This window comes from Devosia sp. CAU 1758, from assembly GCF_054482695.1.
The window spans coordinates 87,144-108,273 of record NZ_JBTLRJ010000002.1 but is presented as its reverse complement, the minus strand read 5'-3'; the positions used below and the strand labels follow the sequence as shown (position 1 = coordinate 108,273).

Annotated in this window: 20 protein-coding genes and 3 pseudogenes; 13 read left to right on the top strand and 10 right to left on the bottom strand. The window is 61.0% G+C overall.

Features of this window, described 5'->3' with window-relative positions; genetic code table 11:
- Positions 1-50 precede the first annotated feature (50 nt).
- Positions 51-1,073 (bottom strand): GlxA family transcriptional regulator, encoded by a 1,023-nt coding sequence (locus ACXYMS_RS06595; protein ID WP_458904781.1) that lies wholly within the window; start codon positions 1,071-1,073, stop codon positions 51-53.
- Between the two features lie 181 nt (positions 1,074-1,254).
- Here ACXYMS_RS06595 and ACXYMS_RS06590 point away from each other — a divergent pair, with 181 nt between their 5' ends.
- The 4 genes from ACXYMS_RS06590 (at position 1,255) to ACXYMS_RS06575 (ending at position 3,989) form a co-directional block, all read left to right on the top strand.
- Positions 1,255-2,196, top strand: a complete 942-nt coding sequence (locus ACXYMS_RS06590; RefSeq protein ID WP_458904779.1) for a homocysteine S-methyltransferase family protein — start codon at positions 1,255-1,257, stop codon at positions 2,194-2,196.
- Between the two features lie 87 nt (positions 2,197-2,283).
- Positions 2,284-2,616, top strand: coding sequence for a DUF1127 domain-containing protein (locus ACXYMS_RS06585; protein WP_458904777.1), 333 nt, complete (start codon positions 2,284-2,286; stop codon positions 2,614-2,616).
- 2 nt (positions 2,617-2,618) lie between these two features.
- Complete coding sequence (locus ACXYMS_RS06580; RefSeq protein ID WP_458904775.1) at positions 2,619-3,164, top strand: hypothetical protein; 546 nt, start codon at positions 2,619-2,621, stop codon at positions 3,162-3,164.
- A gap of 213 nt (positions 3,165-3,377) precedes the next feature.
- On the top strand, positions 3,378-3,989 hold the full coding sequence (locus ACXYMS_RS06575) for a GNAT family N-acetyltransferase (RefSeq protein WP_458904774.1): 612 nt from the start codon (positions 3,378-3,380) through the stop codon (positions 3,987-3,989).
- Positions 3,990-4,025: 36 nt separating this feature from the next.
- Here the strand turns inward: ACXYMS_RS06575 and ACXYMS_RS06570 are convergent, their stop codons facing one another.
- From ACXYMS_RS06570 to ACXYMS_RS06550, 5 genes and pseudogenes are all read right to left on the bottom strand, one after another.
- Entirely contained in the window at positions 4,026-4,385 is a 360-nt protein-coding gene (locus tag ACXYMS_RS06570; RefSeq protein ID WP_458904772.1) for a response regulator, read from the bottom strand.
- 43 nt (positions 4,386-4,428) lie between these two features.
- The gene (locus ACXYMS_RS06565) at positions 4,429-4,794 is read right to left on the bottom strand and encodes a response regulator (protein WP_458904770.1); all 366 of its coding nucleotides are present in this window, start codon (positions 4,792-4,794) and stop codon (positions 4,429-4,431) included.
- Entirely contained in the window at positions 4,791-6,977 is a 2,187-nt protein-coding gene (locus ACXYMS_RS06560) for a PAS domain-containing sensor histidine kinase (RefSeq protein WP_458904768.1), read from the bottom strand. The genes ACXYMS_RS06565 and ACXYMS_RS06560 overlap by 4 nt, the downstream gene beginning before the upstream one ends.
- A 399-nt stretch (positions 6,978-7,376) precedes the next feature.
- Positions 7,377-7,547, bottom strand: coding sequence for a GTP-binding protein (locus ACXYMS_RS06555; protein WP_458904766.1), 171 nt, complete (start codon positions 7,545-7,547; stop codon positions 7,377-7,379).
- 106 nt (positions 7,548-7,653) lie between these two features.
- Positions 7,654-8,058, bottom strand: a pseudogene (locus ACXYMS_RS06550) (Fur family transcriptional regulator).
- Positions 8,059-8,142: 84 nt separating this feature from the next.
- Here ACXYMS_RS06550 and aztA point away from each other — a divergent pair.
- From aztA to dusA, 7 genes and pseudogenes are all read left to right on the top strand, one after another.
- Positions 8,143-8,918, top strand: a pseudogene (aztA, locus tag ACXYMS_RS06545) (zinc ABC transporter ATP-binding protein AztA).
- Entirely contained in the window at positions 8,915-9,790 is an 876-nt protein-coding gene (gene aztB, locus ACXYMS_RS06540; protein ID WP_458904765.1) for a zinc ABC transporter permease AztB, read from the top strand. Before aztA ends, aztB begins: the two are co-directional and overlap by 4 nt.
- Positions 9,791-9,802: 12 nt before the next feature.
- Complete coding sequence (gene aztC / locus ACXYMS_RS06535; RefSeq protein WP_458904763.1) at positions 9,803-10,738, top strand: zinc ABC transporter substrate-binding protein AztC; 936 nt, start codon at positions 9,803-9,805, stop codon at positions 10,736-10,738.
- Between the two features lie 47 nt (positions 10,739-10,785).
- Positions 10,786-11,955, top strand: a pseudogene (aztD, locus tag ACXYMS_RS06530) (zinc metallochaperone AztD); the annotation flags it as partial.
- Between the two features lie 21 nt (positions 11,956-11,976).
- The gene (locus ACXYMS_RS06525; RefSeq protein ID WP_458905922.1) at positions 11,977-12,612 is read left to right on the top strand and encodes a metal-binding protein ZinT; all 636 of its coding nucleotides are present in this window, start codon (positions 11,977-11,979) and stop codon (positions 12,610-12,612) included.
- 80 nt (positions 12,613-12,692) lie between these two features.
- Entirely contained in the window at positions 12,693-13,910 is a 1,218-nt protein-coding gene (gene zigA / locus ACXYMS_RS06520) for a zinc metallochaperone GTPase ZigA (RefSeq protein ID WP_458904761.1), read from the top strand.
- 429 nt (positions 13,911-14,339) lie between these two features.
- Positions 14,340-15,326: a tRNA dihydrouridine(20/20a) synthase DusA gene (gene dusA / locus ACXYMS_RS06515; protein WP_458904760.1), complete on the top strand. Its 987-nt coding sequence runs from the start codon at positions 14,340-14,342 to the stop codon at positions 15,324-15,326.
- Positions 15,327-15,386: 60 nt separating this feature from the next.
- On the opposite strand, the gene ACXYMS_RS06510 is transcribed toward dusA, so the two are convergent.
- The gene (locus tag ACXYMS_RS06510) at positions 15,387-16,073 is read right to left on the bottom strand and encodes a retropepsin-like aspartic protease family protein (protein WP_458904758.1); all 687 of its coding nucleotides are present in this window, start codon (positions 16,071-16,073) and stop codon (positions 15,387-15,389) included.
- A gap of 65 nt (positions 16,074-16,138) precedes the next feature.
- Positions 16,139-16,990, bottom strand: a complete 852-nt coding sequence (locus ACXYMS_RS06505) for an adenosylcobinamide-GDP ribazoletransferase (protein ID WP_458904756.1) — start codon at positions 16,988-16,990, stop codon at positions 16,139-16,141.
- 64 nt (positions 16,991-17,054) lie between these two features.
- Between ACXYMS_RS06505 and cobT the strand changes: the two genes are divergently transcribed.
- Positions 17,055-18,074, top strand: coding sequence for a nicotinate-nucleotide--dimethylbenzimidazole phosphoribosyltransferase (cobT, locus tag ACXYMS_RS06500; RefSeq protein ID WP_458904754.1), 1,020 nt, complete (start codon positions 17,055-17,057; stop codon positions 18,072-18,074).
- Positions 18,075-18,080: 6 nt separating this feature from the next.
- Here cobT and ACXYMS_RS06495 read toward each other — a convergent pair whose 3' ends face one another.
- Positions 18,081-18,734, bottom strand: a complete 654-nt coding sequence (locus ACXYMS_RS06495) for a DUF6683 family protein (protein WP_458904752.1) — start codon at positions 18,732-18,734, stop codon at positions 18,081-18,083.
- A 71-nt stretch (positions 18,735-18,805) separates the two neighbouring features.
- Complete coding sequence (locus tag ACXYMS_RS06490) at positions 18,806-20,323, bottom strand: sensor histidine kinase (protein ID WP_458904750.1); 1,518 nt, start codon at positions 20,321-20,323, stop codon at positions 18,806-18,808.
- Positions 20,324-20,642: 319 nt separating this feature from the next.
- Here ACXYMS_RS06490 and ACXYMS_RS06485 point away from each other — a divergent pair, with 319 nt between their 5' ends.
- On the top strand, positions 20,643-21,122 hold the full coding sequence (locus tag ACXYMS_RS06485; protein ID WP_458905920.1) for an Lrp/AsnC family transcriptional regulator: 480 nt from the start codon (positions 20,643-20,645) through the stop codon (positions 21,120-21,122).
- The last annotated feature ends 8 nt before the right edge of the window (positions 21,123-21,130 follow it).

Genomic DNA, 21,130 nt, shown 5'->3' with positions numbered 1-21,130 from the left:
CAACTATTTGGAGGTCAGGTGCGAGCCCTTAAGAAGTCAAATGCCCTGAACTACTTGGAGTTCGCGCTCATCGAAACCGGCACCAAAAAGTCTGGTATCTTGAACCGCTTCCGATAGTCGCCTGGTGATATGCCGGTAATGCGCCGGAAGAGACGGCTGAACGAGGAGGCATCTTCGTACCCGACCTCGCGTCCGATAGCATCCACTGAGACCGACTCTGTCTCAAGCATCTGCTTTGCCTCTTCGATCCGCAGTGCCTGGACGTAGGCAAGCGGCGAGTAACCTGTGACGGCCCTGAACCGACGATCGAAGGTACGCTTGGGCAAGCCTGAAATTCGCGCGACCTCGGCAATCACATCGGCGCGCTGATAGTTCTCGCCAAGCCATGACTGACATTTGAGAACCACCGCATCTCCGTGGATGACGTTCACCGCCATGGAAGCATACGGGAGTTGGCCGTCGCGGTGCCACTGATAGAGAAACAGCCTCGAGATCCGGATCGCTTCCTCGCCGCTGCCATAGCGGGCGATCAACAGAAGAGCGAGGTCTTGCCAGGAGGAAGCACCCCCGCATGAAATGATGCTGTGTCCTTCCCCGGACTGTACCAGGATACGGTCTTCATGCAGTTTCACATCTGGAAACTCCCGCCGGAACACTGGCACATGGCTCCAATGGGTGGTGGTCTCGCGCCCGGATAACAGTCCTGCGGCCGCCAGGATCAGCGAGCCACCGCAGGCCGAACAGATCACCGCACCCCGATCATGCATCCTTGCCACCCAATCGATCAGCCGGCGGTCCAGCGCGTGGAGCTCTTTGGGCGTAAATACGATCACATTTGGAACGAAGACGATGTCAGTCTGCTCGATCTCCTCGATCGATGCCTGCGGGACAATGCTGACGCCCGTTATGAGTTCAAGCGGCTCGCGGCTTGCTGCCACGATGCGCGGCGCGAACAACGGCTCGCCGCCCGAGTTCTTTAGAAACCGCCCCGCCGCCCACAGCGTGTCGAAGACGCCGTAGATGATCGAGGGATCACATTCTCGAAAAACGACAATGCTGACGCGCTTGGGCAATGTTTCTTCCTCTGCTTGGCTCAACTCGCATAGTCGCGGCAACTTTGCCCCTGCCGCGGAGGCCGTCTCAGGTCTACTTCCGCGCCTCAGCAAATGTGCGCAGTGCACCTGCAGAAATCAGCAAACGACCGTGGCAGACGGATCAGCGTTCTGCTGCCGTCCAAACTTAGAGGAAACGTGCGTGAGTGACTACAGACATCGACTTCCGCAGTTGAGTGGCAACATTTTCCTGACTGATGGCGGGATCGAGACTACTTTGATCTTTGATCGCGGCCTCGATCTGCCCCTGTTTGCATCTTACCCCTTGCTCGACCAAGTCGGCGGGCGAGAGGCGATCAAGCGCTACTATCGGGACTATCTCGAGATTGCCGAAAAGCGCGACCTTGGCTTTATCCTGGAAAGCCCCACCTGGCGCTGTTCTCGCGATTGGGGCGTCAAGCTGGGACACGATGCCAGCAAGATCGAAGCCTTTAATCGAAATGCCATCAAGCTGATGGAAGAGTTGCGGCAGGAAGCCCGGACGGCCTCCCCTGTTCTGATCTCCGGCAACATCGGACCGCGGGGGGATGGCTATGCCCCCAATGCCCTGCTCAGCCCCGATGACGCGCAGGACTATCATAGCCATCAAATCGAGATCTTCGCCGAAACGGCAGCGGACATGGTGGCCGTGGTCACCATGACCCATACCGGCGAGGCGATCGGGGCGGCGCGCGCCGCTGCCTCGGTCAGCATGCCTGTCGTGATTTCATTCACAACAGAAACAGATGGTCGCCTCCCTTCTGGCGAGACTTTGCGCGAAGCTATCGAGCAGGTTGACGAGATGACGCACGCTGCGCCGGTCTACTACATGATCAATTGCGCTCATCCCGATCACTTCGCCGGCGCCCTGGGAGAAGGCGAATGGCGCTCGCGCATTCGCGGCATCCGCGCCAACGCTTCAAGGAAGAGCCATGCCGAACTCGATAGCTCGGACGTGCTTGACCCTGGGGATCGCTTCGAACTTGCGCAAGATTATCTGCGCCTCAGGCAGAAGCTGCCCAACTTGTCTGTACTGGGCGGTTGTTGTGGCACCGATCACCGCCATGTCGAGCAGATCTGCATCACTTGTCTAGCGTCGGCATAACGGCTCGCCATTGCTGATTGCTCTCTTGCCGGACGATGCCACTTTGCCCCGCCTTGTCCCGCTGCGCCGAACATAAGGGCGGCCCGAATGATGTTGAGAATTATCAAATCCATATCGATGCGCTGGAGCGACGTGCGTAGGCGCAGGCGTGCACGCCGTGACACGATCCTGATGCTGCACCAGTTCAGTGACCACATGCTCAGAGACATCGGGCTCCACGAGCCACGCTCGATCGATGATCCCCGGTTCTGGTCGGTCGCGCCCGAGCTGGCCGGAACCAGCCCGGCCGCTGACAAGAGCCAGGCCTTGGCGCCACCCCCCCATTGCGACAGCGCGTCCGGCACGGACATGCGTCGCGGTACACCACGCCCCGCTTTCTGGCGGATCGTTCAACACTCAACCCTTCAATCAAGGATATGACCATGAAGTCCATCTACCTGACCGCTCTCGCCATTGCTGGAGCGCTCGCCTCGAGCGGTGCCCTCGCGGCCCCGATCGCCTTCGACGTGGCGGAAGACCACACGCGTTTCGTGTTTCAACCTACTCCGGTGGATGCAGAGGGAATGCCGGCACACGGCAACCCCTTCATTACCCAGGGCTATGTGTACCCCGTCGGCACGCTGAAGCCGGGTGTCGATGGCGTGAACGAGGATGGCTCCCCCGCGTTCCCCGCCCTGGTGCTGGGCACCTGGACCTGTGACGGCTTCATGGTGGGCCCGGCGATGAAAGCAGAGACCGGTGTGTTCCTGATCTCGCGCCAGACTGTCGTACTAAACGAAGGCGACATGCTTGTCTCGGACGGTCCCGAGATTATCGACGAGAATGTCGAGCTTCTGCGTGCAATTTCGGGCGCGACTGGTGGTTTTGCTGACCACGACGGTGACATCGGCCAAACATTTCTCGGTTGGGGCACGTTCATGGGCTTGCGCGCCACCTTTGCGTTGGAGGGGCATGGCGCGGAGCAGTAACTGGTCGATCGGCCCGCGGAACCGCGGTGCGTATGTCGGTGACGGTATCGATCAATGAGGGTCGCGGTGCCTTAGGCATCGCGACCGCCGCAGCGCATAAAGCCTGCGCCCCATCTCGAAGGGAGTGCACCGGCGGCGGCCGGGGCTGCCTGAATCACACTGGAGCGCCATCCCGAGTGGACGAAGCCGGGACCTGACCCAAAGGTAGAAAAAGTGACTACAGATACGAACCTCTGCCGATACGCGATCCGCCATGCCCGTGTCAGCGATATCCCGGTAATTCGCGCGATGCAGGCACGCTCCATGTGGAGATTGGGAGCGGACTTCTACACAGAGGCAGAAATCGCGAACTTCTTGAATATATTTGGCACGATGGACGACGCGCTCGTGATCGAGGGGCACTTCTTTATTGCCGAAGATCCCGGCGGCGCGATCCGCGCCAGCGGTGCGTGGTCACGCGCCAAGCCGGGCTATGCCACGGGCATGACAGCAACAGGACCAACAGCCGCTATGCCGACGGTGCGCAGCGTCTTCGTCGATCCTGCAATTGCACGTCGCGGCGTCGGATCGGCGATCATGCGCTGCGTGGAAGACGATGCTGCCTTCCATGGTGTCCGGTTGTTGGGCCTGACGGCTACCCTTTCGGGCGTACCGCTCTACGAGCGGCTTGGATACCTGGTGCAGGAGGTGACGCAGATCAACTTTCCAGACGAAACTCGCTTCGGCTGTGTAAGAATGACAAAGGCGCTGACGATGAGCGCCGAGGCAGTAAGCGGACCTGACCAAAATGGTATCAGGGACGAGCGCTTCGATCTGGCGAGGTGACGGGGCTTTTGTGCAACATCAGTCTCGTGCTAAGCGTCAACGCGCAAGCATTGCTCGCAACGCGGCAGATAGTTGGTCCATATTATAGGGCTTGGACACCACAGGGCGGGCGCTATATGCTTCTGGCAACCCGGAGGCTCCATAGCCGCTGGAAAACGCAAACGGAATGCCGCGCTCGGCCAGAATGTTGGCAACTGGAAAAACCTCGCGGCCACCCAGATTGATGTCGAGCAGCGCGCAATCGAACCTCTCGGCGCCGGCCTTTTCCATTGCCTCGGTCAAGCTGGCAGCGCTGGCTGTGACCTTACCCCCCAACTCGATGATCATGTCCTCCACAGACATCGCCAGCAAGGGTTCGTCTTCGACCAGGAAAACGCCGACGCCGTCCAGGTTCATTCACGTCTCCAGTTGACCGAGCAGTACAGTTGAACGCCGCAATCTAGCGGCCTTGAAGTGCGGCGCGGAGCTTTCGCTCCAGTTCTTCTTTTGCAAAAGGCTTGTTCAAAACCTCGTATGCCTTGAACTTGTCCGGTACGCCAAGACGGCCATAACCTGTGCTGAACAAAAATGGCAACTGCCGACTTTGCAGGACTTCGGCGACAGGAAAGACCAGCTGACCATCAAGGTTTACGTCCAGCATGGCCAGATCGAACGTTTGGCTGGTAGCGGCTTCTATTGCCTTGCTCAGAGTCGCAACCGAACCGATCACCTCGCACCCTAGATCCTCGAGCATGTCCTCGATGAGCAGAGCCACCACCCCCTCGTCCTCGACGACGAGTATTCGCTTCCCGGCGAGTTCATTCATGCCTGCGACATTTCCCTTAGAGGAAAGCATACCTGGCAGCGCAGCCCAGCCGGATCGAAAACCAGGTCCAGTTCTCCGCCAAGATCGCGTTCGAGGCACCTCTCGATCCAGCGTGTCCCAAATCCGCGGCGGCTTGGCGCGTTCACCGGCGGTCCGCCGGCTTCCTGCCAGACCAGTTCCACCCACCGCTGCCCCGCCCTGTCCAGAACTCTCCACACCAGAGAAAGGCTTCCCTGATCTGAGGACAGCGCCCCAAACTTCGCAGCGTTAGTGGCGAGTTCGTTTAGCGCCATGGTGAGGCTAAGCGCCGCGCGAGGATTAAGCGCAACGGTTGGTCCTTCAAAGTGCACCCGCCGGTCCATAGCGCCTGAGATGGGATCGATCACTTCCCGTGTCAGCATGTCCAGGGGTGCATTTTCCCAGTTTCGCGTTGTTAGCAGGTCATGCGCCCGGGCCAATCCCAGCAAGCGCTTTTCGTAATGTGGCGCAAATTCCTTCAGGCTACCGGAGTGACGTACGGTCTGCACGGCGAGCGACTGAACGGTCGCAAGGGTGTTCTTTACTCTGTGGTTCAGCTCGTCGATGAGCGCCCTTTGCGCGCTTTCGGACCGCTTTCGTTCAGTAATGTCGACAAGCATATTGATGGCGCCGGTCAGGTTGCCGTCGGCGTCATGCAACGGCGTGGGGTAGGGCATGAAGGGCACGAAGCTCCCATCCGGCCGCTCCGCCATGGCCTCAACGTCACGCACAGGCCGATCTTCCTTCAGAGCCACCGCCATCGGACACTGGTCATGGGGCAGGGGAATCCCGTCGGCTGTGTAGAGGCGCCAGGTCACGCACCATTTGTCGCCAATCACCGGAATGCGACCGGCTATATCGATGCAGGCCTTGTTGAAGAATGTGATGTTGCCTTCTGCGTCCGTGGTGTAGACCGCTGCCGGCAAGGCTTCGAGGAGGTTGCGCAGGTGCCGCTCACTCTCCCTTATCCTGTCCTCCATGTGCTTTGCTTCTGTCACGTCCTGAATGACCCGGACGGCATAGACAAACTTGCCGTTATCGTCCCGCACGGCCGAGCCACTCACATCGAGATAGACTATCGTTCCATCGGGCTTGCGCGCCCTTTTGCGAAGGGCGTAGTTTCCGAGCTCCCCTTTCACTTGGCGAGAAAACAGGGCCGCGTCTTCGACACGATCGTCCTCTTCGGTATAGTCAAAGAATGTCATACCCAGCAGTTCTTCGCGCGATCGCCCAAGCATCTGGCAGATCGCGTCGTTAACTCGGATCAGGTGTCCGCTTTCGTCCGCCTCGGCTATGCCGATCGTCGCCGCCTCGTAGGTGGCAGCGAGGCGCTCCTCGCTATCACGGTGCGCGCGCTCGGCGTCACGGAGGTTCGTGACGTCCATGGTGAAACAGCGGGTATTGACGAATTTGCCATCTTTGAAGCGGCTGTTTGAGGTGATGAGGACATGCTTGATCGAGCCATCCTTGGCACGTAGCCGTGCCGCGTAGCGGTCGAGTTTGGCACCATTTGAAAGCTTCTGAAGAATGTCGCCAATAACCGGCGCGTCGGCGTGGAATTCAGCAATGTGACGGCCGACATACTCGTCAGCTGCATACCCCAGGAGTTTCAACTCGGCTTGATTGGCGCGTACAATGATGCCCTCGCCACTGACAATATGCAGGCCGACGGCGCTGTTCTCAAAGAAGTCCTCGAGGTCATTGTTCTTGCGACGGAGCTCTTCTTCAGCCGCCTTATGCGCCGAAACGTCCTGAAAGCAGTTGATGGCGCCCTGGATGTTGCCGTGGGCATCTCGAAGAGTGCGGATGTTGACAAGGGCCGTGATCCGGGATTGGTCCGGACGCTGGATTATGACTTCGGCATTTCTGGTTTCGTCCCCTGTGAGCACCGCTTCCGCCATAGGGCAATCTTGGTGCCTGAGAGGGGTCCCGTCAGGCAAGAATAAAGCGAGGGAGCCACAAAAACGCTCCCTGGTCCCGCCGAGATCAGGTGCGCGGCCCCACAGTGCGGCCGCCTCTGCATTGTAGCGAACCAGCCATCCGTCATGGTCGCAGATATAAACAGCGCCCGGGATAGCATCGAGCACTGTCGGTCCGGCCGCGACAAGTGCCTCATATTCCGATAACTGGCGGCCAGCGCTCGGAAAATCAGTGATATTGGACATAAGGCTCCCTTAACATGGTTCGGCAAAGTCCCCGGCCGCCATCAGGATACACCACCCCGATACGACCTTAACTACCTCCGAGCGCGAAAGTTCCATTTGTGCTGCACACGCATCTCTCCACCAGTCGCGCTGCTAGGCAATAGCCCCTATTCATCAGCCGACCGAACTTAAAGGCGGGAAGCCGGACACCTTACGCGGGCGTCGCGCAGTGACGAGCGGCACCGGTTGACGGAACGCGGGGCTATTCACACCTTCCGGAACCAAGTCGAAAACATTCGCTCATCGAGGGCTTTGTCGCTTACCAGCGACAGGCTGCCGATTTCCTCGCCAAGGTCATGCGCGTGATCTTCGGTGAGGAATTCCGGCTCGACCTCGAGCACGCGCTGGAGGTTGAACGCGTCACGGCCGAGGGACCTTGTCCAGCGCTAGGTCCCAGCGTTCGGCGTGCTCGATGGCGGCCATGGGATTGACGCTGCGGATGCGGGGTTCGACGGCTGCCGACTCCTCAAGGCTAACGAGATCGGTCTTGTTGATCACCACCAGATCGGCAAACGCCAGCTGCTCAAGCACTTCGGGCGCCGTGTCGATCTCGCCCAGCGGCTTGTCTTCCCCGAGCCCAGGAAACCGGTAAGCAAAAAGACGGGTATGGGCGCGGCATGGTCCAGGCCAAGTTCTGTCATTTGGAGGCTCCGTCGCAGCTTTCACAGAGGCCACGGAGCTCAACCGTCACCCACTTGGGCCGGAAGGCATGTCCCGTGGTCCAACGGTTCAGCCCTTCCTGAACCGACAGGTCTATGAACTCGGAAACCAGGCCACAGGCATCGCAAATGGCAAAGGCTACGGGATGCTGGGTGTGATCGCCTTGGTGGTCGCATACCACCAAGGCATTGAGGCTCTCAAGCCGATGCACCAGGCCGAAATCGATGAGCTTCTCCAGCGCGCGATAAACTTGCAGCGGCGCCTTGATGCCCTTTCCCTGCAGCCGCTCAAGAATTGTTTAGGCGCTGAGCGGCGCTGCAGCCTCTCCGAAAGCCTTGAAGACCAGTTGTTGATTGGCGGTGAGGGTCGGCTCGACATGCATATGAAAAACCGTCTTGTGGGATGAATTTTGTAATGTAATAACGTCACGCGTCTCGACACTCAAGCGTTAGTTTCAAGGTTTTGCATGGCCGATCCCTGTCTGACATTCTCCGATCTGACACTCGGCTATGCCGGCCATCCGGCAGTGCATCACCTGTCTGGAGCGGTGCCCAGGGGTTCGCTAACCGCTGTGGTTGGCGCCAATGGATCTGGCAAGTCGACCCTGATGAAGGGGATTGTCGGCATGCTGCCGCCGATGACCGGATCCTGCACGGTGACAGCGGGGACCCGCGTTGCCTACCTACCGCAGCAATCCGAACTCGATCGCTCTTTTCCCGCCCGCGTCATCGATCTGGTGTCGCTTGGCCTCTGGCCACGTCGCGGACTCCTGGGCCGGCATCGTAATGAGGATCGTGACGCCGTGAGCAAGGCGCTGACCGCGGTGGGCATGGCGGGCTTCGAAAAGCGGTCCATCGAGACCCTGTCCGGTGGCCAGCTGCAACGGGCGCTGTTCGCCCGGGTACTGGCGCAGGATGCCGACCTCATCCTGCTCGACGAGCCCTTTAACGCCATCGATGCCCGGACGCTGGGTGACCTCATCGCTCTGATCAAGCGCTGGCATGGCGAGGCGCGTACCGTGCTGGTGGTCGTCCACGACCTCGATCTGGTCCGCGAGCACTTTCCGCAGGCACTGCTGCTGGCTCGCCGGCCCGTGGCATGGGGTGAGGCGCGCGAAACGCTGATGCCGGAAAACCTGCTGCGGGCCCGGCGTTTTCACGAAGCCTGGGACGAGAACGCCCGTGGTGTCAGCCCGAGGATGATCATGGGCACACTCACTCCGGGGAGCGCCGTGCTTCATGAACGCGCTCTACCTTTTCTTCGTCGTCCCATTCGTCGAGTTCGGCTTCATGCAGCCTGCCCTTTTGGGCTCGTTGATGCTGTCGATAGGCGCCGGACCAGTCGGAGTATTCTTGACTTTGCGGCGCATGAGCCTAACTGGCGATGCAATGGCGCACGCGATCCTGCCTGGGGCCGCCGCCGGCTTCCTGCTTTACGGCCTTGAATTGGTGCCGATGACCATCGGTGGACTGGTTGCAGGCATGGTCGTTGCCTTGGGTGCTGGGGCCGTGTCACGCTTCACCGTGCAGAAGGAGGATGCCTCCATGGCCGCCTTCTACCTGATTGCTTTGTCAGTCGGGGTGGTGATGGTCTCCATGCGCGGCTCCAGCATCGATCTAATGCATGTGCTGTTCGGGACCGTGCTGGCGCTCAATACCGATGCCTTGACGCTGATCGGGTTGGTGACGGTCGTGACCCTGGTAACGATGTTGGTGTTCCGGTGTGCCCTGATCGCCGAGTGCCTTGATCCTCTGTTTCTGCGGTCGGTTTCCAAACTGGGCTCGCCGGTCCACTTCGTCTTTCTGGGCCTTGTTGTGATCAACCTCGTTGCCGGGTTTCAGGCGCTCAGCACGCTGCTTTCGGTTGGCTTGATGGTGTTGCCGGCCACGGCAGCTCGTTTCTGGACCAGCCGCGTCGAAACCATGTGCGTGGTCGCCATCGCCATCGGCCTGTTGTCGTCCATCAGCGGGCTGTTGCTCTCCTATCATTTCAGCCTGCCATCCGGTCCGGCGATCATCCTGTCGACAGGCGTAGTCTATGCCGTCTCAGTGCTGACCGGCCCTCGCGGTGTGCTTGCGACCATGCGGCCCCGCACCTCTCACCGTACAGCCTAAGAAGGAACTACCATGACCTCCCGGTTCAAACGCCTCTTGGCATGTTCTGTTATATCATTGGGCGCTGCCGTCACGCCCGGCTTTGCCCAGGACAAGATGGCGGTCGCGGCCACCTTTTCTATCATTGGCGACTTCGCAAGCCAGGTCGGTGGCGACCGCATCGAGCTCAAGACGCTCGTCGGTGCCGATGGGGATGCTCATGTCTATGAGCCCAAACCGTCCGATGCCATCGCCCTGGCGCGTGCCGACGTCGTCCTCGTGAACGGTTTGATGTTCGAGGGATTTCTGTCCCGCTTGATCGAGGCGAGTGGCACGACAGCGCCAATCATCGAGCTGACCGAGGGTGTCGACATTGTCGAGGACCCGCTGGGCGGGCACTACCATTTTGTCAATGGCGAAGCAGTGTTCCATGCGGCGCCCTTTGACCCGCATGCGTGGCAGGCTGTTCGAGCAGCCCAGGTCTATGTTGGCAACATCGCTGACGCCTTCTGCGCTGCCGATGCGGATGGCTGCGAAACCTATTGGGCCAATGCTGCCGCCTATACGGAAGACCTCTCTGCGCTCGACGGCGAGGTACGTGACACAATCGCCGCCTTACCCGAGAACAAGCGCGTCGTGGTCGTGGCTCACCACGCCTTCCGTTATTTCGAAGACGAGTATGGCATCACCTTCCTGTCGCCCCAGGGCGTTTCGACGGAATCTGAGGCTTCTGCCGCCGATGTTGCCGGGCTGATCCGGCAGGTTCGCGAACAACGCGCCTCGGCCGTGTTTGCCGAGAACATTTCGGACGCCCGCCTTGTTGAGCAAATCGCGACCGAAGCCGGACTCGCCCTCGGTGGCGTCCTCTATTCCGACGCCCTATCCGGCCCTGACGGTCCGGCGCCGACCTACATCGACCTGATCCGTACCAATGTCGCCACCATCACCGCGGCCGTCGCCGCGCAGTGAACCCGCGTGGAGCGACCCCGCACCCCTATCAAACCAAGGAGAAACCAATGAGAAGACTAAGTCTGGGTATTTCGACGTTCGCCCTGCTGGCCGGGCTCGGCAGCACAGCCATGGCTGAAGACCTAACAGCATGGCGTCTGTTCGTGTCCGATCATGCCAAGCCAGTCGTTTATGCGATCGACGCTGTCGATGGCGATGCGCTGTCGACGTTCGACATTGAAGGCCCGGCCTCGCTCTATCGCAGCGACAGCGGCGAAGCAGTATATGCCGTGCAGGGCGATGCCGACGTGGTCACGACCATCAAGACCGGCATCGCCTTTCACGATCATGGCGATCACGCGGACATAGATGTCGAAGATGCAGCGCTGGCCGGCGCCGAGATCACGGGCGATTATCCCGTCCACTTCGTTGAGCATGACGGCCATTGGGCGGCTTTCTTTGACAAGGAAGGCTTGGCCCGCGTGTTCGAGGAGCACGAGGCGCGTGAAGGTCATGTCCACACCCGCGAGGTCAATTCGGGCGCGCCGCATCACGGCGTGGTGGTGCCGTATGGCAATTTCGACCTCGTGTCCGAACCACATCTGGAGGACCCGTCCAACCTGCCCATCGGCATCAAGACGCTCGATCGCGACGGCAATAAAGTCGGTGAGCTCGCCGAGTGCCTGGACCTGCATGGCGAAGCCACCTCGGGCAACCAGGTCGCTTTCGCCTGCGCCACCGGCCTGCTTGTCGTTACCCCCGGCCAGGGCGGCGCTCCGACGATCGAGCATGTCGCCTATTCTGACGCCCTGCCGAAGGGCAAGAGCACGACGCTGGTAGGCGGTCGCGGCCTACAGTACTTCCTGGGCAATTACGGTCCGAGCGCCGTGGTGCTGATCGACCCAAGTGAAGAAGACGCCTTCCGTCTGGTTGAACTGCCAACCCGTCGCGTCACCTTCGCCGTCGATCCGATCCGGGCGCGCTTCGCCTATGTCTTCACCGAAGACGGTCAGCTTCATCAACTGGACGTCATCGCGGGCGAAGTGACTAAATCTCTGGCGCTGACGGACCCCTACTCCATGGACGGCCACTGGAGCGACCCGCGTCCGCGCGTGGCTGTCGCGGGTGACCACATCGTCGTCACCGATCCGCTTGCCGGAAAGCTGCTCCTAGTCGACGCAGAGAGCTTCCAGCAGGACGGCGAGATCGCCATCGATGGCACGCCGTTCAACGTCGTGGCCGTCGGCGGCACCGGCACCGTGCATGAGCATGCCGAAGGCGAAGAGCACGACCACGAAGGTAATGACCACGGCGATGAGGCACACGATCACAGCGATGAAGCCCATGATCATGATCACGACAGCCAAGTTTATAAGGGCTATTTCGAGGACGACCAGATCGCAGACCGGACGCTGGCCGACTGGGCCGGTGACTGGCAATCGGTTTACCCGCTGCTGCAGGACGGCAAATTGGCACCGGTAATGGAGCACAAGGCCAAAGGTGGCACCATGACGGCCGAGGAATACACGGCGTACTACACCATCGGCTACCAGACCGAAGTCGACCGCATTACCATCGAGGGTAACACTGTCTCCTTCTATGCCGACGGCGAGCCCATGGTCGCTGACTATGCCTATGACGGCTACGAAATCCTGACTTATGAAAAGGGCAATCGCGGCGTTCGCGCCATCTTTGCCAAGGTGTCCGGCGACGACGCTGCGCCGCAGTTCATCCAGTTCAGTGACCATAAGATCGCTCCCGCCAAGGCCGACCACTATCACCTCTATTGGGGTGATGACCGGGCGGCCCTGCTCGAAGAACTCACCAACTGGCCGACTTACTATCCATCATTCCTTGGGGCCGACGAGATCGTCGAGGAGATGATCGCTCACTAGGCGCGTCGTCTCCCGCAAACTTGCTGCGCCCAGCCTCAGGCCGGGCGCAGCCCATAGGCAGCAAAACACAGGACCCCGTCATGACCGCCCAGACTGATCCCAGCCGGAAGCTTCCGGTCACCGTCCTCTCCGGCTTTCTCGGCGCGGGCAAGACGACGCTGCTCAATCACATTCTCAACAATCGCTCCGGCCGCCGCGTCGCGGTGATCGTCAACGACATGAGCGAGATCAATATCGACGCCGAGTTGGTGCGCGAGGGCGGCGCCAATCTCAGTCGCACCGACGAGAAGCTGGTCGAACTCTCCAATGGCTGCATCTGTTGCACGCTGCGCGACGATCTTCTCAGCGAGGTCCGTGCCTTGGCCGAAAGCGGCCGATATGACTATCTGCTGATCGAAGGCACCGGCATCGCTGAGCCGCTGCCGGTTGCGACCACGTTCGAGTTCCGTGACGAGAAAGGCGTGTCGCTGTCCGACCTTACTCGGCTCGACACCATGGTCACCGTGGTCGATGCCGCCAATCTTCTCAAGGATTACAGCTCGCACGATTTCCTGCGCGATCGCGGCGAAACCATGGGTGGCGGCGATGAGCGCGCCTTGGTCGATCTGCTGGTCGAGCAGATCGAGTTCGCCGACGTCATCATCCTCAACAAGATCTCCATGGCCCAGGAATGGGATCGCGATGCGGCCCGCAAGATCATCAGGGCTCTCAATCCAGTGGCCCGTATCATTGAGACGGACTGGGCCGATGTTCCACTCGACGCGGTCCTTGATACGGGTCTGTTCGACCTCGACCGTGCGCAGGAAAACCCTCTCTGGTTCAAGGAGCTCAACGGTTTCACCGACCATATTCCCGAAACCGAGGAATATGGCATTCGCTCGTTCGTCTACCGGGCCAAGCGGCCCTTTAATCCGATGCTGCTGGCTGAGTTCATCAACACGCCCTGGCCCGGTGTCGTGCGGTCCAAGGGCTTTTTCTGGCTGGCCACGCGGCCGCAGCATGTCGGCGAACTGAGCCAGGCTGGCGCCCTGACGCGCACCTCGCGCCGTGGTCGGTGGTGGGCCTCGGTCCCGCAGGATCGCTGGCCTGACGACGACGAGTGGCGCACCGCGATGAAATCTTATCTGGATCCAGAATGGGGTGATCGTCGCCAGGAGCTGGTGTTTATCGGCATGGATCCAATGGACGAGCAGGCCCTCCGAAAGGCGCTTGATGCGTGCCTAGTTACGGCACAATGCTTCACGCCAGCGGCTTGGGCGCGGCTACCCGATCCGTTTCCAAGCTGGCAGGTGACGTGATGTGGGATGATCCGGACAGCGAGGCCTACGACGCGGAAAAGACTGACAATTATGCGAACGACCTCGAGCATACCCTGTTCGCGGGCGAAGCCGCGGTCTGGGTCGAGGAGGTCAGGCGGGCCGCTTCCTCTCCGATCGTGGAGCGGGCGACTTTGCAGGGCAGGTTGTGGCCCGGTCAGTTAGTAGACGTAGCTGATCGCGACGTGACTGGGTCGACGCTTCTGCTGCAGTCGCTGCGCAGTCGACCGGCGGGCCTGTGCCCATCAGACGTGAATTTGACCGATCTCCTTGATCCCATAGAATTGGTACACGGCCCGCTGATATGGCACATTGGGCCACAAACGAAACCGACGGAAAAAAGTCGGAATTAGATGACTTATCGAAATATAGCGCAAAAATTTTCTAGCTTCAGAGGCAGAATAATATTAAGTGATTGAAAAGAATAGGAAATTCTCCGTCGCCCCCATGATGGACTGGACGGACCGCCATTGCCGGTTCCTGCATCGCCTCCTCACGCGCCATAGCCTGCTGTTCACCGAAATGATCAATTCCGGCGCCATCGTGCATGGCGACGCCGAGCGGCATCTGCGGTTTGACGCCGTCGAACATCCTGTCGCCCTGCAACTGGGTGGTTCCGATCCGGCCGAGTTGGCCAGGGCCACCCGCATTGCCACCGATTTCGATTATGACGAAATCAACCTCAACGTCGGCTGCCCTTCCGACCGGGTGCAGTCAGGCCGCTTCGGCGCCTGCCTGATGGCCGAGCCGGACCTTGTCGCTGATTGCGTCCGCGCCATGCGCGCGGTCACGGATCGCGCGGTCACGGTCAAATGCCGCATTGGAATCGATGATCAGGATGTCGAGGAGAGCCTGGACCGCTTCGCCGATGCTATGGTCGCGGCAGGCGTTGACGCGCTCTATGTCCACGCTCGCAAGGCCTGGCTGCAGGGCCTGAGCCCCAAGGAAAACCGCATCATCCCGCCGCTCGATTATCCCCGCGTCTATCGCCTGGGCGCGCGCCTCGCGTCGCTGCCGACGATGATCAATGGGGGTATAGAGACGCTTGAACAGGCCGAGGAGCATCTCGCCCATATGGATGGGGTCATGCTTGGCCGCGCCGCCTATCACAATCCCATGCTGCTTGCCGAAGTCGATGCCCGTTTCTTCGGGGATGCTCACGCCGTGCCCGACCTGACTGGCATTATGCAGGCAATGGCCGACTATGCCGAAGCCCAGCGCAGCCAGGATGTTCGGCTTAACAACATTTCCCGCCACATGCTCGGCCTCGCCAATGGCCGCCCCGGCGCCCGACAGTTCCGGCAGATCATGAGCGTCGACGCCTGCCGCCCCAATGCCGGGCCGGAAGTGTTCAGGCGCGCGCTGGCCGTGGTCGAAGATCGTGCGATGGCGGGCTAAAGCGTTTCCAGCAAAAGTGGCAACGGTTTTGCGGTTCGGAAGCGCGACATCACAAAGACGCTAGTCCACCAGTTCCAGCGAATTCTGTGTCACGCTGTATTGGCTCAGCGTTTCGAGAAAGGTCATCCCCAGCAGGCTGGTCTCGAGCGCGCCTGCTTCGGTCACGAAGGCGGTCAGGTTGCGCCGCATGATGCCGCCCACCTCGATAGAGTCGAGCCGCGTGCGCGCCGCCATGCCCTGCCCATTGGCCGTGGAGACCGGCACGGTATAGCGCAGCCCCGCCACATTGACGCCCGCCGCCCTGGCATCCTCGACGGTTAGCACCACGGCGCTGGCGCCGGTATCGAAGATCATCGGCGTGGTATGGCCATTGATTGTGGCATTGACCTCGAAATGACCGCTCATGCCACGACGGAAGGTCGAAGTGCCGTCTGCGCTGTCGATCAGGGCCACGCCTGGCTGGAACTCCCCGGCCACCCGCCCCACAACGCCGAGAAGTTCATCGCGATAGGCGTAGGTGACCATGGCTACGGCAAAAAGCCCGGCCCAGAGGAACAGGCCCCCCACTAGTTCGGAAACGCGATGGCGACGCGTGAACAATCCGCCCGCGAAAATAATGAGCAGCACGACCAGCGGGATCAACTGGGCTGTCTGCATCTGACCCAGGCCGACAAGGCTCCCCGCATCGGCGCTGATCAGCAGCACCAGGCCAGCCGCAACCAGAAGGGCGATGCCGATAAAGATCATGCTGTCCTTGCCCCTTCTGCTGCTACCCTGTCGATTAAGGAAGACGGCGCGGCGATTTCAAGGCGTCAGGCAAAGATCAGCAACACGGTGAGCGCCGAAATCTCGCCCACCCCCGCCGCAGCGCCAATCAGGTCACCCGTCTGCCCACCGACCAATCGTTGGCAGAGGGCCGCCCAGCCCACCACCACGAGCGCAACCGCCAAAAGGGCAATGATTGCTCCGACAAGGCTCGATGCTGGCGCGCCGATGACGAGGACTAGCAGCGCCGCCAGTGCAGCTCCAACCGCAAAGCGCGAGACCGGGAGTGCCCCGGCAGAGGCAGACGCGCCATCGGCGCGGGCAGGAGGCAGGGCCACGGCCACCCACAGGGCGCCGGATCGTCCCGCCACATTGGCCGCCAGCCACAGTGCAGCTGCCGCGAGCGGATTGAGTGCAGCCACGCTGCCAATGGCCGTTACTCGCAGCACCAGGAAAAGGCACAGTGCCGCCACGCCATAAGTGCCATGGCGGCTGTCCTTGAGGATTTCCAGGCGCCGCTCGCGCGTCGATCCGCCGAAGAGGCCATCTGCGGCATCGGCCAGCGAATCCTCCATCATGCCGCCCCCAACCAGCACCATGGCGCCCACGGCGAGCGTGGCGGCAAAGTATCCTGGCAGGCCGAGCCACACCCCGGCCAGCAGCAGAATCGGGACCAGTCCCATCACCACCGATGCTACCGGTAATGCCATGGCGATCCGGCCCAGATCGGGCCTTTCATGCGGGCCATCCCCCGTCGGCAGGCGCGAAAAAAAACGCAGCGCCATCACCAGATCGTCCTTCAGCCCGAGCCCGCCGCGCTCCGGCCGGGGTCTGTAGGCGTCACGGTTTTCGGCATCGATCCTGTCGTTTGCGCTGGTCTCTGGCGACCCGTCCGTCAATTGCTTTTCGCTCCGTTATGGGCAACAAGACAACCCCTTCCTAACACATCGCGCCGGACCTGCCATGCCACTCAATCCTGCCTTTTCCGACATCATTGATTTGCTCGTGGCCGTGCCCGATGGCGACGAACAGGCTGTGGCCGCCGTGCGCGCGCGCGATGCGCAACTGACCAAGCCGTCGGGCTCTCTGGGGCGCCTGGAAGAACTGGTGGAATGGCTGGCGCGCTGGCAGCATCGCGCAAAACCGCGTCTCGACAATCCCATGGTCACTATCTTTGCCGGCAATCACGGCGTGACCGATCAGGGTGTGTCGAGCTTCCCCCGCGAGGTGACCGCGCAGATGGTCGCCAATTTCACCAACGGCGGCGCGGCCATTTCGCAGATCTGCGCCCTGCATGAAATCAACCTGCGCGTCTTCGAACTGGCGCTCGAACTGCCCACAGGGGACATTACCGTCGAGCCCGCGCTTGATGACCAGATGTGCGCCGCCACCATCGCCTACGGTATGGAGGCGGTGGCTGGCAAGCCGGACCTGATCTGCCTGGGTGAAATGGGCATCGGCAACACCACCATCGCCGCCGCACTATATGCCGCCCTTTATGGCGGCACCGGAGCCGACTGGGTGGGTCGCGGTACGGGCGTGGACGATGCGGGCCTCAAGCGCAAGGCGGATGCGGTGGATCGCGCCCTTGCCCTGCATGCCGGCCAACTCGATCATCCACTCGCCATTCTCGCCCGCCTTGGCGGCCGCGAGATATGCGCCATGCTCGGTGCCCTGGTGGCCGCCCGCCACCAGAAGGTGCCGGTCATCGTCGATGGCTATGTGGCCACGGCGGCCGCAGCAATTGCCCAGGCCGTCAATCCGGCAGCCATCAACCATTGCCTTTTTGCCCATGTCTCGGCCGAAAGTGCCCATGCCAGGGCGCTCGACAAAATGGGCCAGACCGGCCTGCTCGATTTGGGCATGCGGCTGGGTGAAGGCAGCGGCGCGGCGTTGGCCGCCGTTATGGCCAAGACGGCGCTGCACCTGCACGACAATATGGCGACCTTCGAAAGCGCCGCCGTCAGCGGCAAGTCTGCCTAGCTGGCGCTACTCGGCCACCACCGGCCGCGCCGCAAATCCATCGGGGCCCGGTACGAGGGCAAGCAGGTTCACCTTCATGTCCCTCCGGAACCGTGCGACGGCCGCCGCCGCGAGGCGGTTGAGGGTCTCCACGTCGCGCTTTTCGACGGCGGTGTTGAGCGCAGCGTGCTCGACAAGGAAGTTGAGGATATAGCCCTCCGCCAGTTCCTGCCGCTGCTGGTCGCCCATCTTATGAAAATTGGGGTCATTGGCGAAAGCAATCTGCAATTGCCTTTGCACGGGGGCACTGTCGACCTTGACCGCATAGGCGCCATTGGCCGCCACCCAGTTGAGCACCCAATAGGATGTCAGTGCATCTGTGACGTTATTGGTCGTGAGCCCGTCAGACGCAACCAGTTCCTGCCAGATTTCGGTCGGGGAGCGCTCGGCAAAGGCCTCTGTCAGGCTGTCGCGAGCCTCGACACCGGCCGACCAGCGCACCCCGTCGAGGAATTCGCGCTGCAAGCGTGCGGACACCGAGGGGGAGGGGCGGTAACTGGTGTCGAAGACGGTCTCAACGGAACTTTCGGCAGCTGGTGCAGCCTGTTCGGCGGGTTGTGCGGCCACATTCAGCGGCACGAGCACGAGAAGCAAGGTAGCAAGGATCGAATGCTTGATCATCAGGACTCCATGCGCCCGAACATCACGACCAAAGCGGCCAAATTTCGGCGCAGGAGCGGCCTTGCCAGCCCTCAGCCCACTTCTGAGTAGATTTCGAGCCGATTGCGCTTCTCGACCACCGGCGCCAGCGCGTCCATGACCCGGGCGCGGGGGAACGTGGCGATGACTTCGGTGCCGAAGCGGAGCTTGGAATAGAGGTCGAACCGGCCCTGATGCAGGTCCATGATCTTCTGCACGATGGGAAGGCCAAGGCCGGCCCCCTGTTCCGCCGTCTTCTGCGCCAGCGACCCCTGGCCGAAGGACGAGAGCACCGTCTCGATCTCGTTTTCGGGAATGCCCGGACCGTTGTCCTTGACCGAGATGAGCTGCCCGCCATCGCCGCTCCGCTGCACCACCAGCACGATCTTGCCCTGCTGGGGGGTGAACTTGATGGCATTGGACAACAGGTTCAGCACCACCTGGCGGATGGCGCGTTCGTCACCCCAGAGCCTGGGCAGGTTGTCGCCGACGCTGAAAACCAGGTCGATGCCCTTGGATTTGGCGCGCAATTCCATCATCCGGCGGCAGTCCGAGGCGATGTCGACCAGCGACACCACTTCCTCGTTGAGTTCGTATTTGCCCGCCTCGATACGGCTGAGATCGAGCAACTCGTTGATCAGATTGAGCAGGTGCTGGCCGCTGGAATGGATGTCGCCGGCATATTCCTTGTATTGCGGCACCTGGTGGGGCCCCAGCAGTTCCGATTTCAACACCTCGGAAAAGCCGATAATGGCGTTGAGCGGAGTGCGCAATTCATGGCTCATGGTGGCCAGGAACTGGCTCTTGGCGATATTGGCCTGCTCCGCATGCCGGCGAGCTTCGTCCGACATGTTGCGCGCTTCTTCCAGTTCGTAGATCAGCGTGTCCTTCTCGGCCTGGTGCGAGATGGTTTCGAGCTCGGAGCTGTGCAGCTGCCGCGCCAGATAGACGAAGAACACCTCACCGCAGACGGCCACGGCCGCCAGCGTATAATTGAGCGTGCCGCCCAGGGCGATCAGCGAGATGGAGACGGTTGTGGTGACAGGAAGGGTGCTCATCAGCGTCGCCGGGGGCAGGGTATGGGTCGCCACCGCGTTCGACGCGATGCTGACCAGCACCATGGCGAACATCACTGGGGCCAGCGCTTCGGGGTCGGTGACAAGGGTAAAAAGCGCCAGCAATGATAGCGCCAGCCCGCCAACACTTTCGGCTGCCACGAAACTGGTGGTCCAGCGGGCGGCATTGAACTTGCCCGGGTCGACGGACTTGAAGCGCCTGGCCGTCAACACCACCACGAGCAGGCTGGCGATGACCAGCCCCGCCCACAAGGCCGTGACGGTGATCGGCACCCAAAAGCTGGCGACGATGGCCAGGATGAAAACGATGGCCGCCATGGGCAGGGCCGCGGCGATGCGACTATCGGCATAGTCATGCATCAGTTCGAAATCGAAATCTGCGCGCGTACCGGAGCTGGAGGTCAGCCGCTGACGGGCCTCTAGCACGGTTTTCTGTGCTGCTCGCTTGCCGTCACGCCCGGATTGGGCACGGATATCGGCGTCGGGAACCGGCATGGAAAGTCTTACTCGTTACTCGATGATGCGAACAAAAACGCGCTCGCGACGCTCACGATCAGACCTTAGGGGTGCCGTGGTTAACAGCGCGTGAAACCGAGTTCCCTGGAAGCGACCCGGCAACCGGGATGCATTGCGTCGCCAGGGAAAAGTGCTGGCGGTCGCGCTGGCGCTAGGGTTAAGATGGTGTTGCGCAGGCCAAATACATTGCAATGAGCAATTTTATTGCGCCATACTGGGCGATATGGCACTTCTTCTGTCGCCACGGCGCGCGAATGGCGTCTAAAGTAAAATCTGATTTCAAGGGGCCGGAATGGCTTTGGACAAGATCGACCGCAAGATCCTGACGCTTCTGCAGAAGGATGCGACCATGCCGGTCGCGGAAATCGGCCGCAAGGTCGGCCTGAGCACCACGCCATGCTGGCGGCGTATCCAGAAGATGGAGGAGGACGGGGTCATCCAGCGCCGCGTCGCCGTCCTCGATCCCGCCAAGGTCAATGTCGGCGTCACCGTCTTCGTCTCGGTCAAGACCAACGAGCATAACGACACCTGGATGCGCAAGTTCTCGGGCGTGGTGGACGAGTTTCCCGAGGTGGTCGAGTTCTATCGCATGAGCGGCGATGTCGATTATCTCATGCGTGTGGTCGTGCCCGATATCGGCGCCTATGACACTTTTTACAAGCGTCTGATCGGCAAGATCAATCTCACCGATGTCAGCTCGGCCTTCGCCATGGGGCAGATCAAATACACCACGGCCCTGCCGCTCGACTTCGCCATCATCTCGGACGACGATAAATAGGTCCGCAC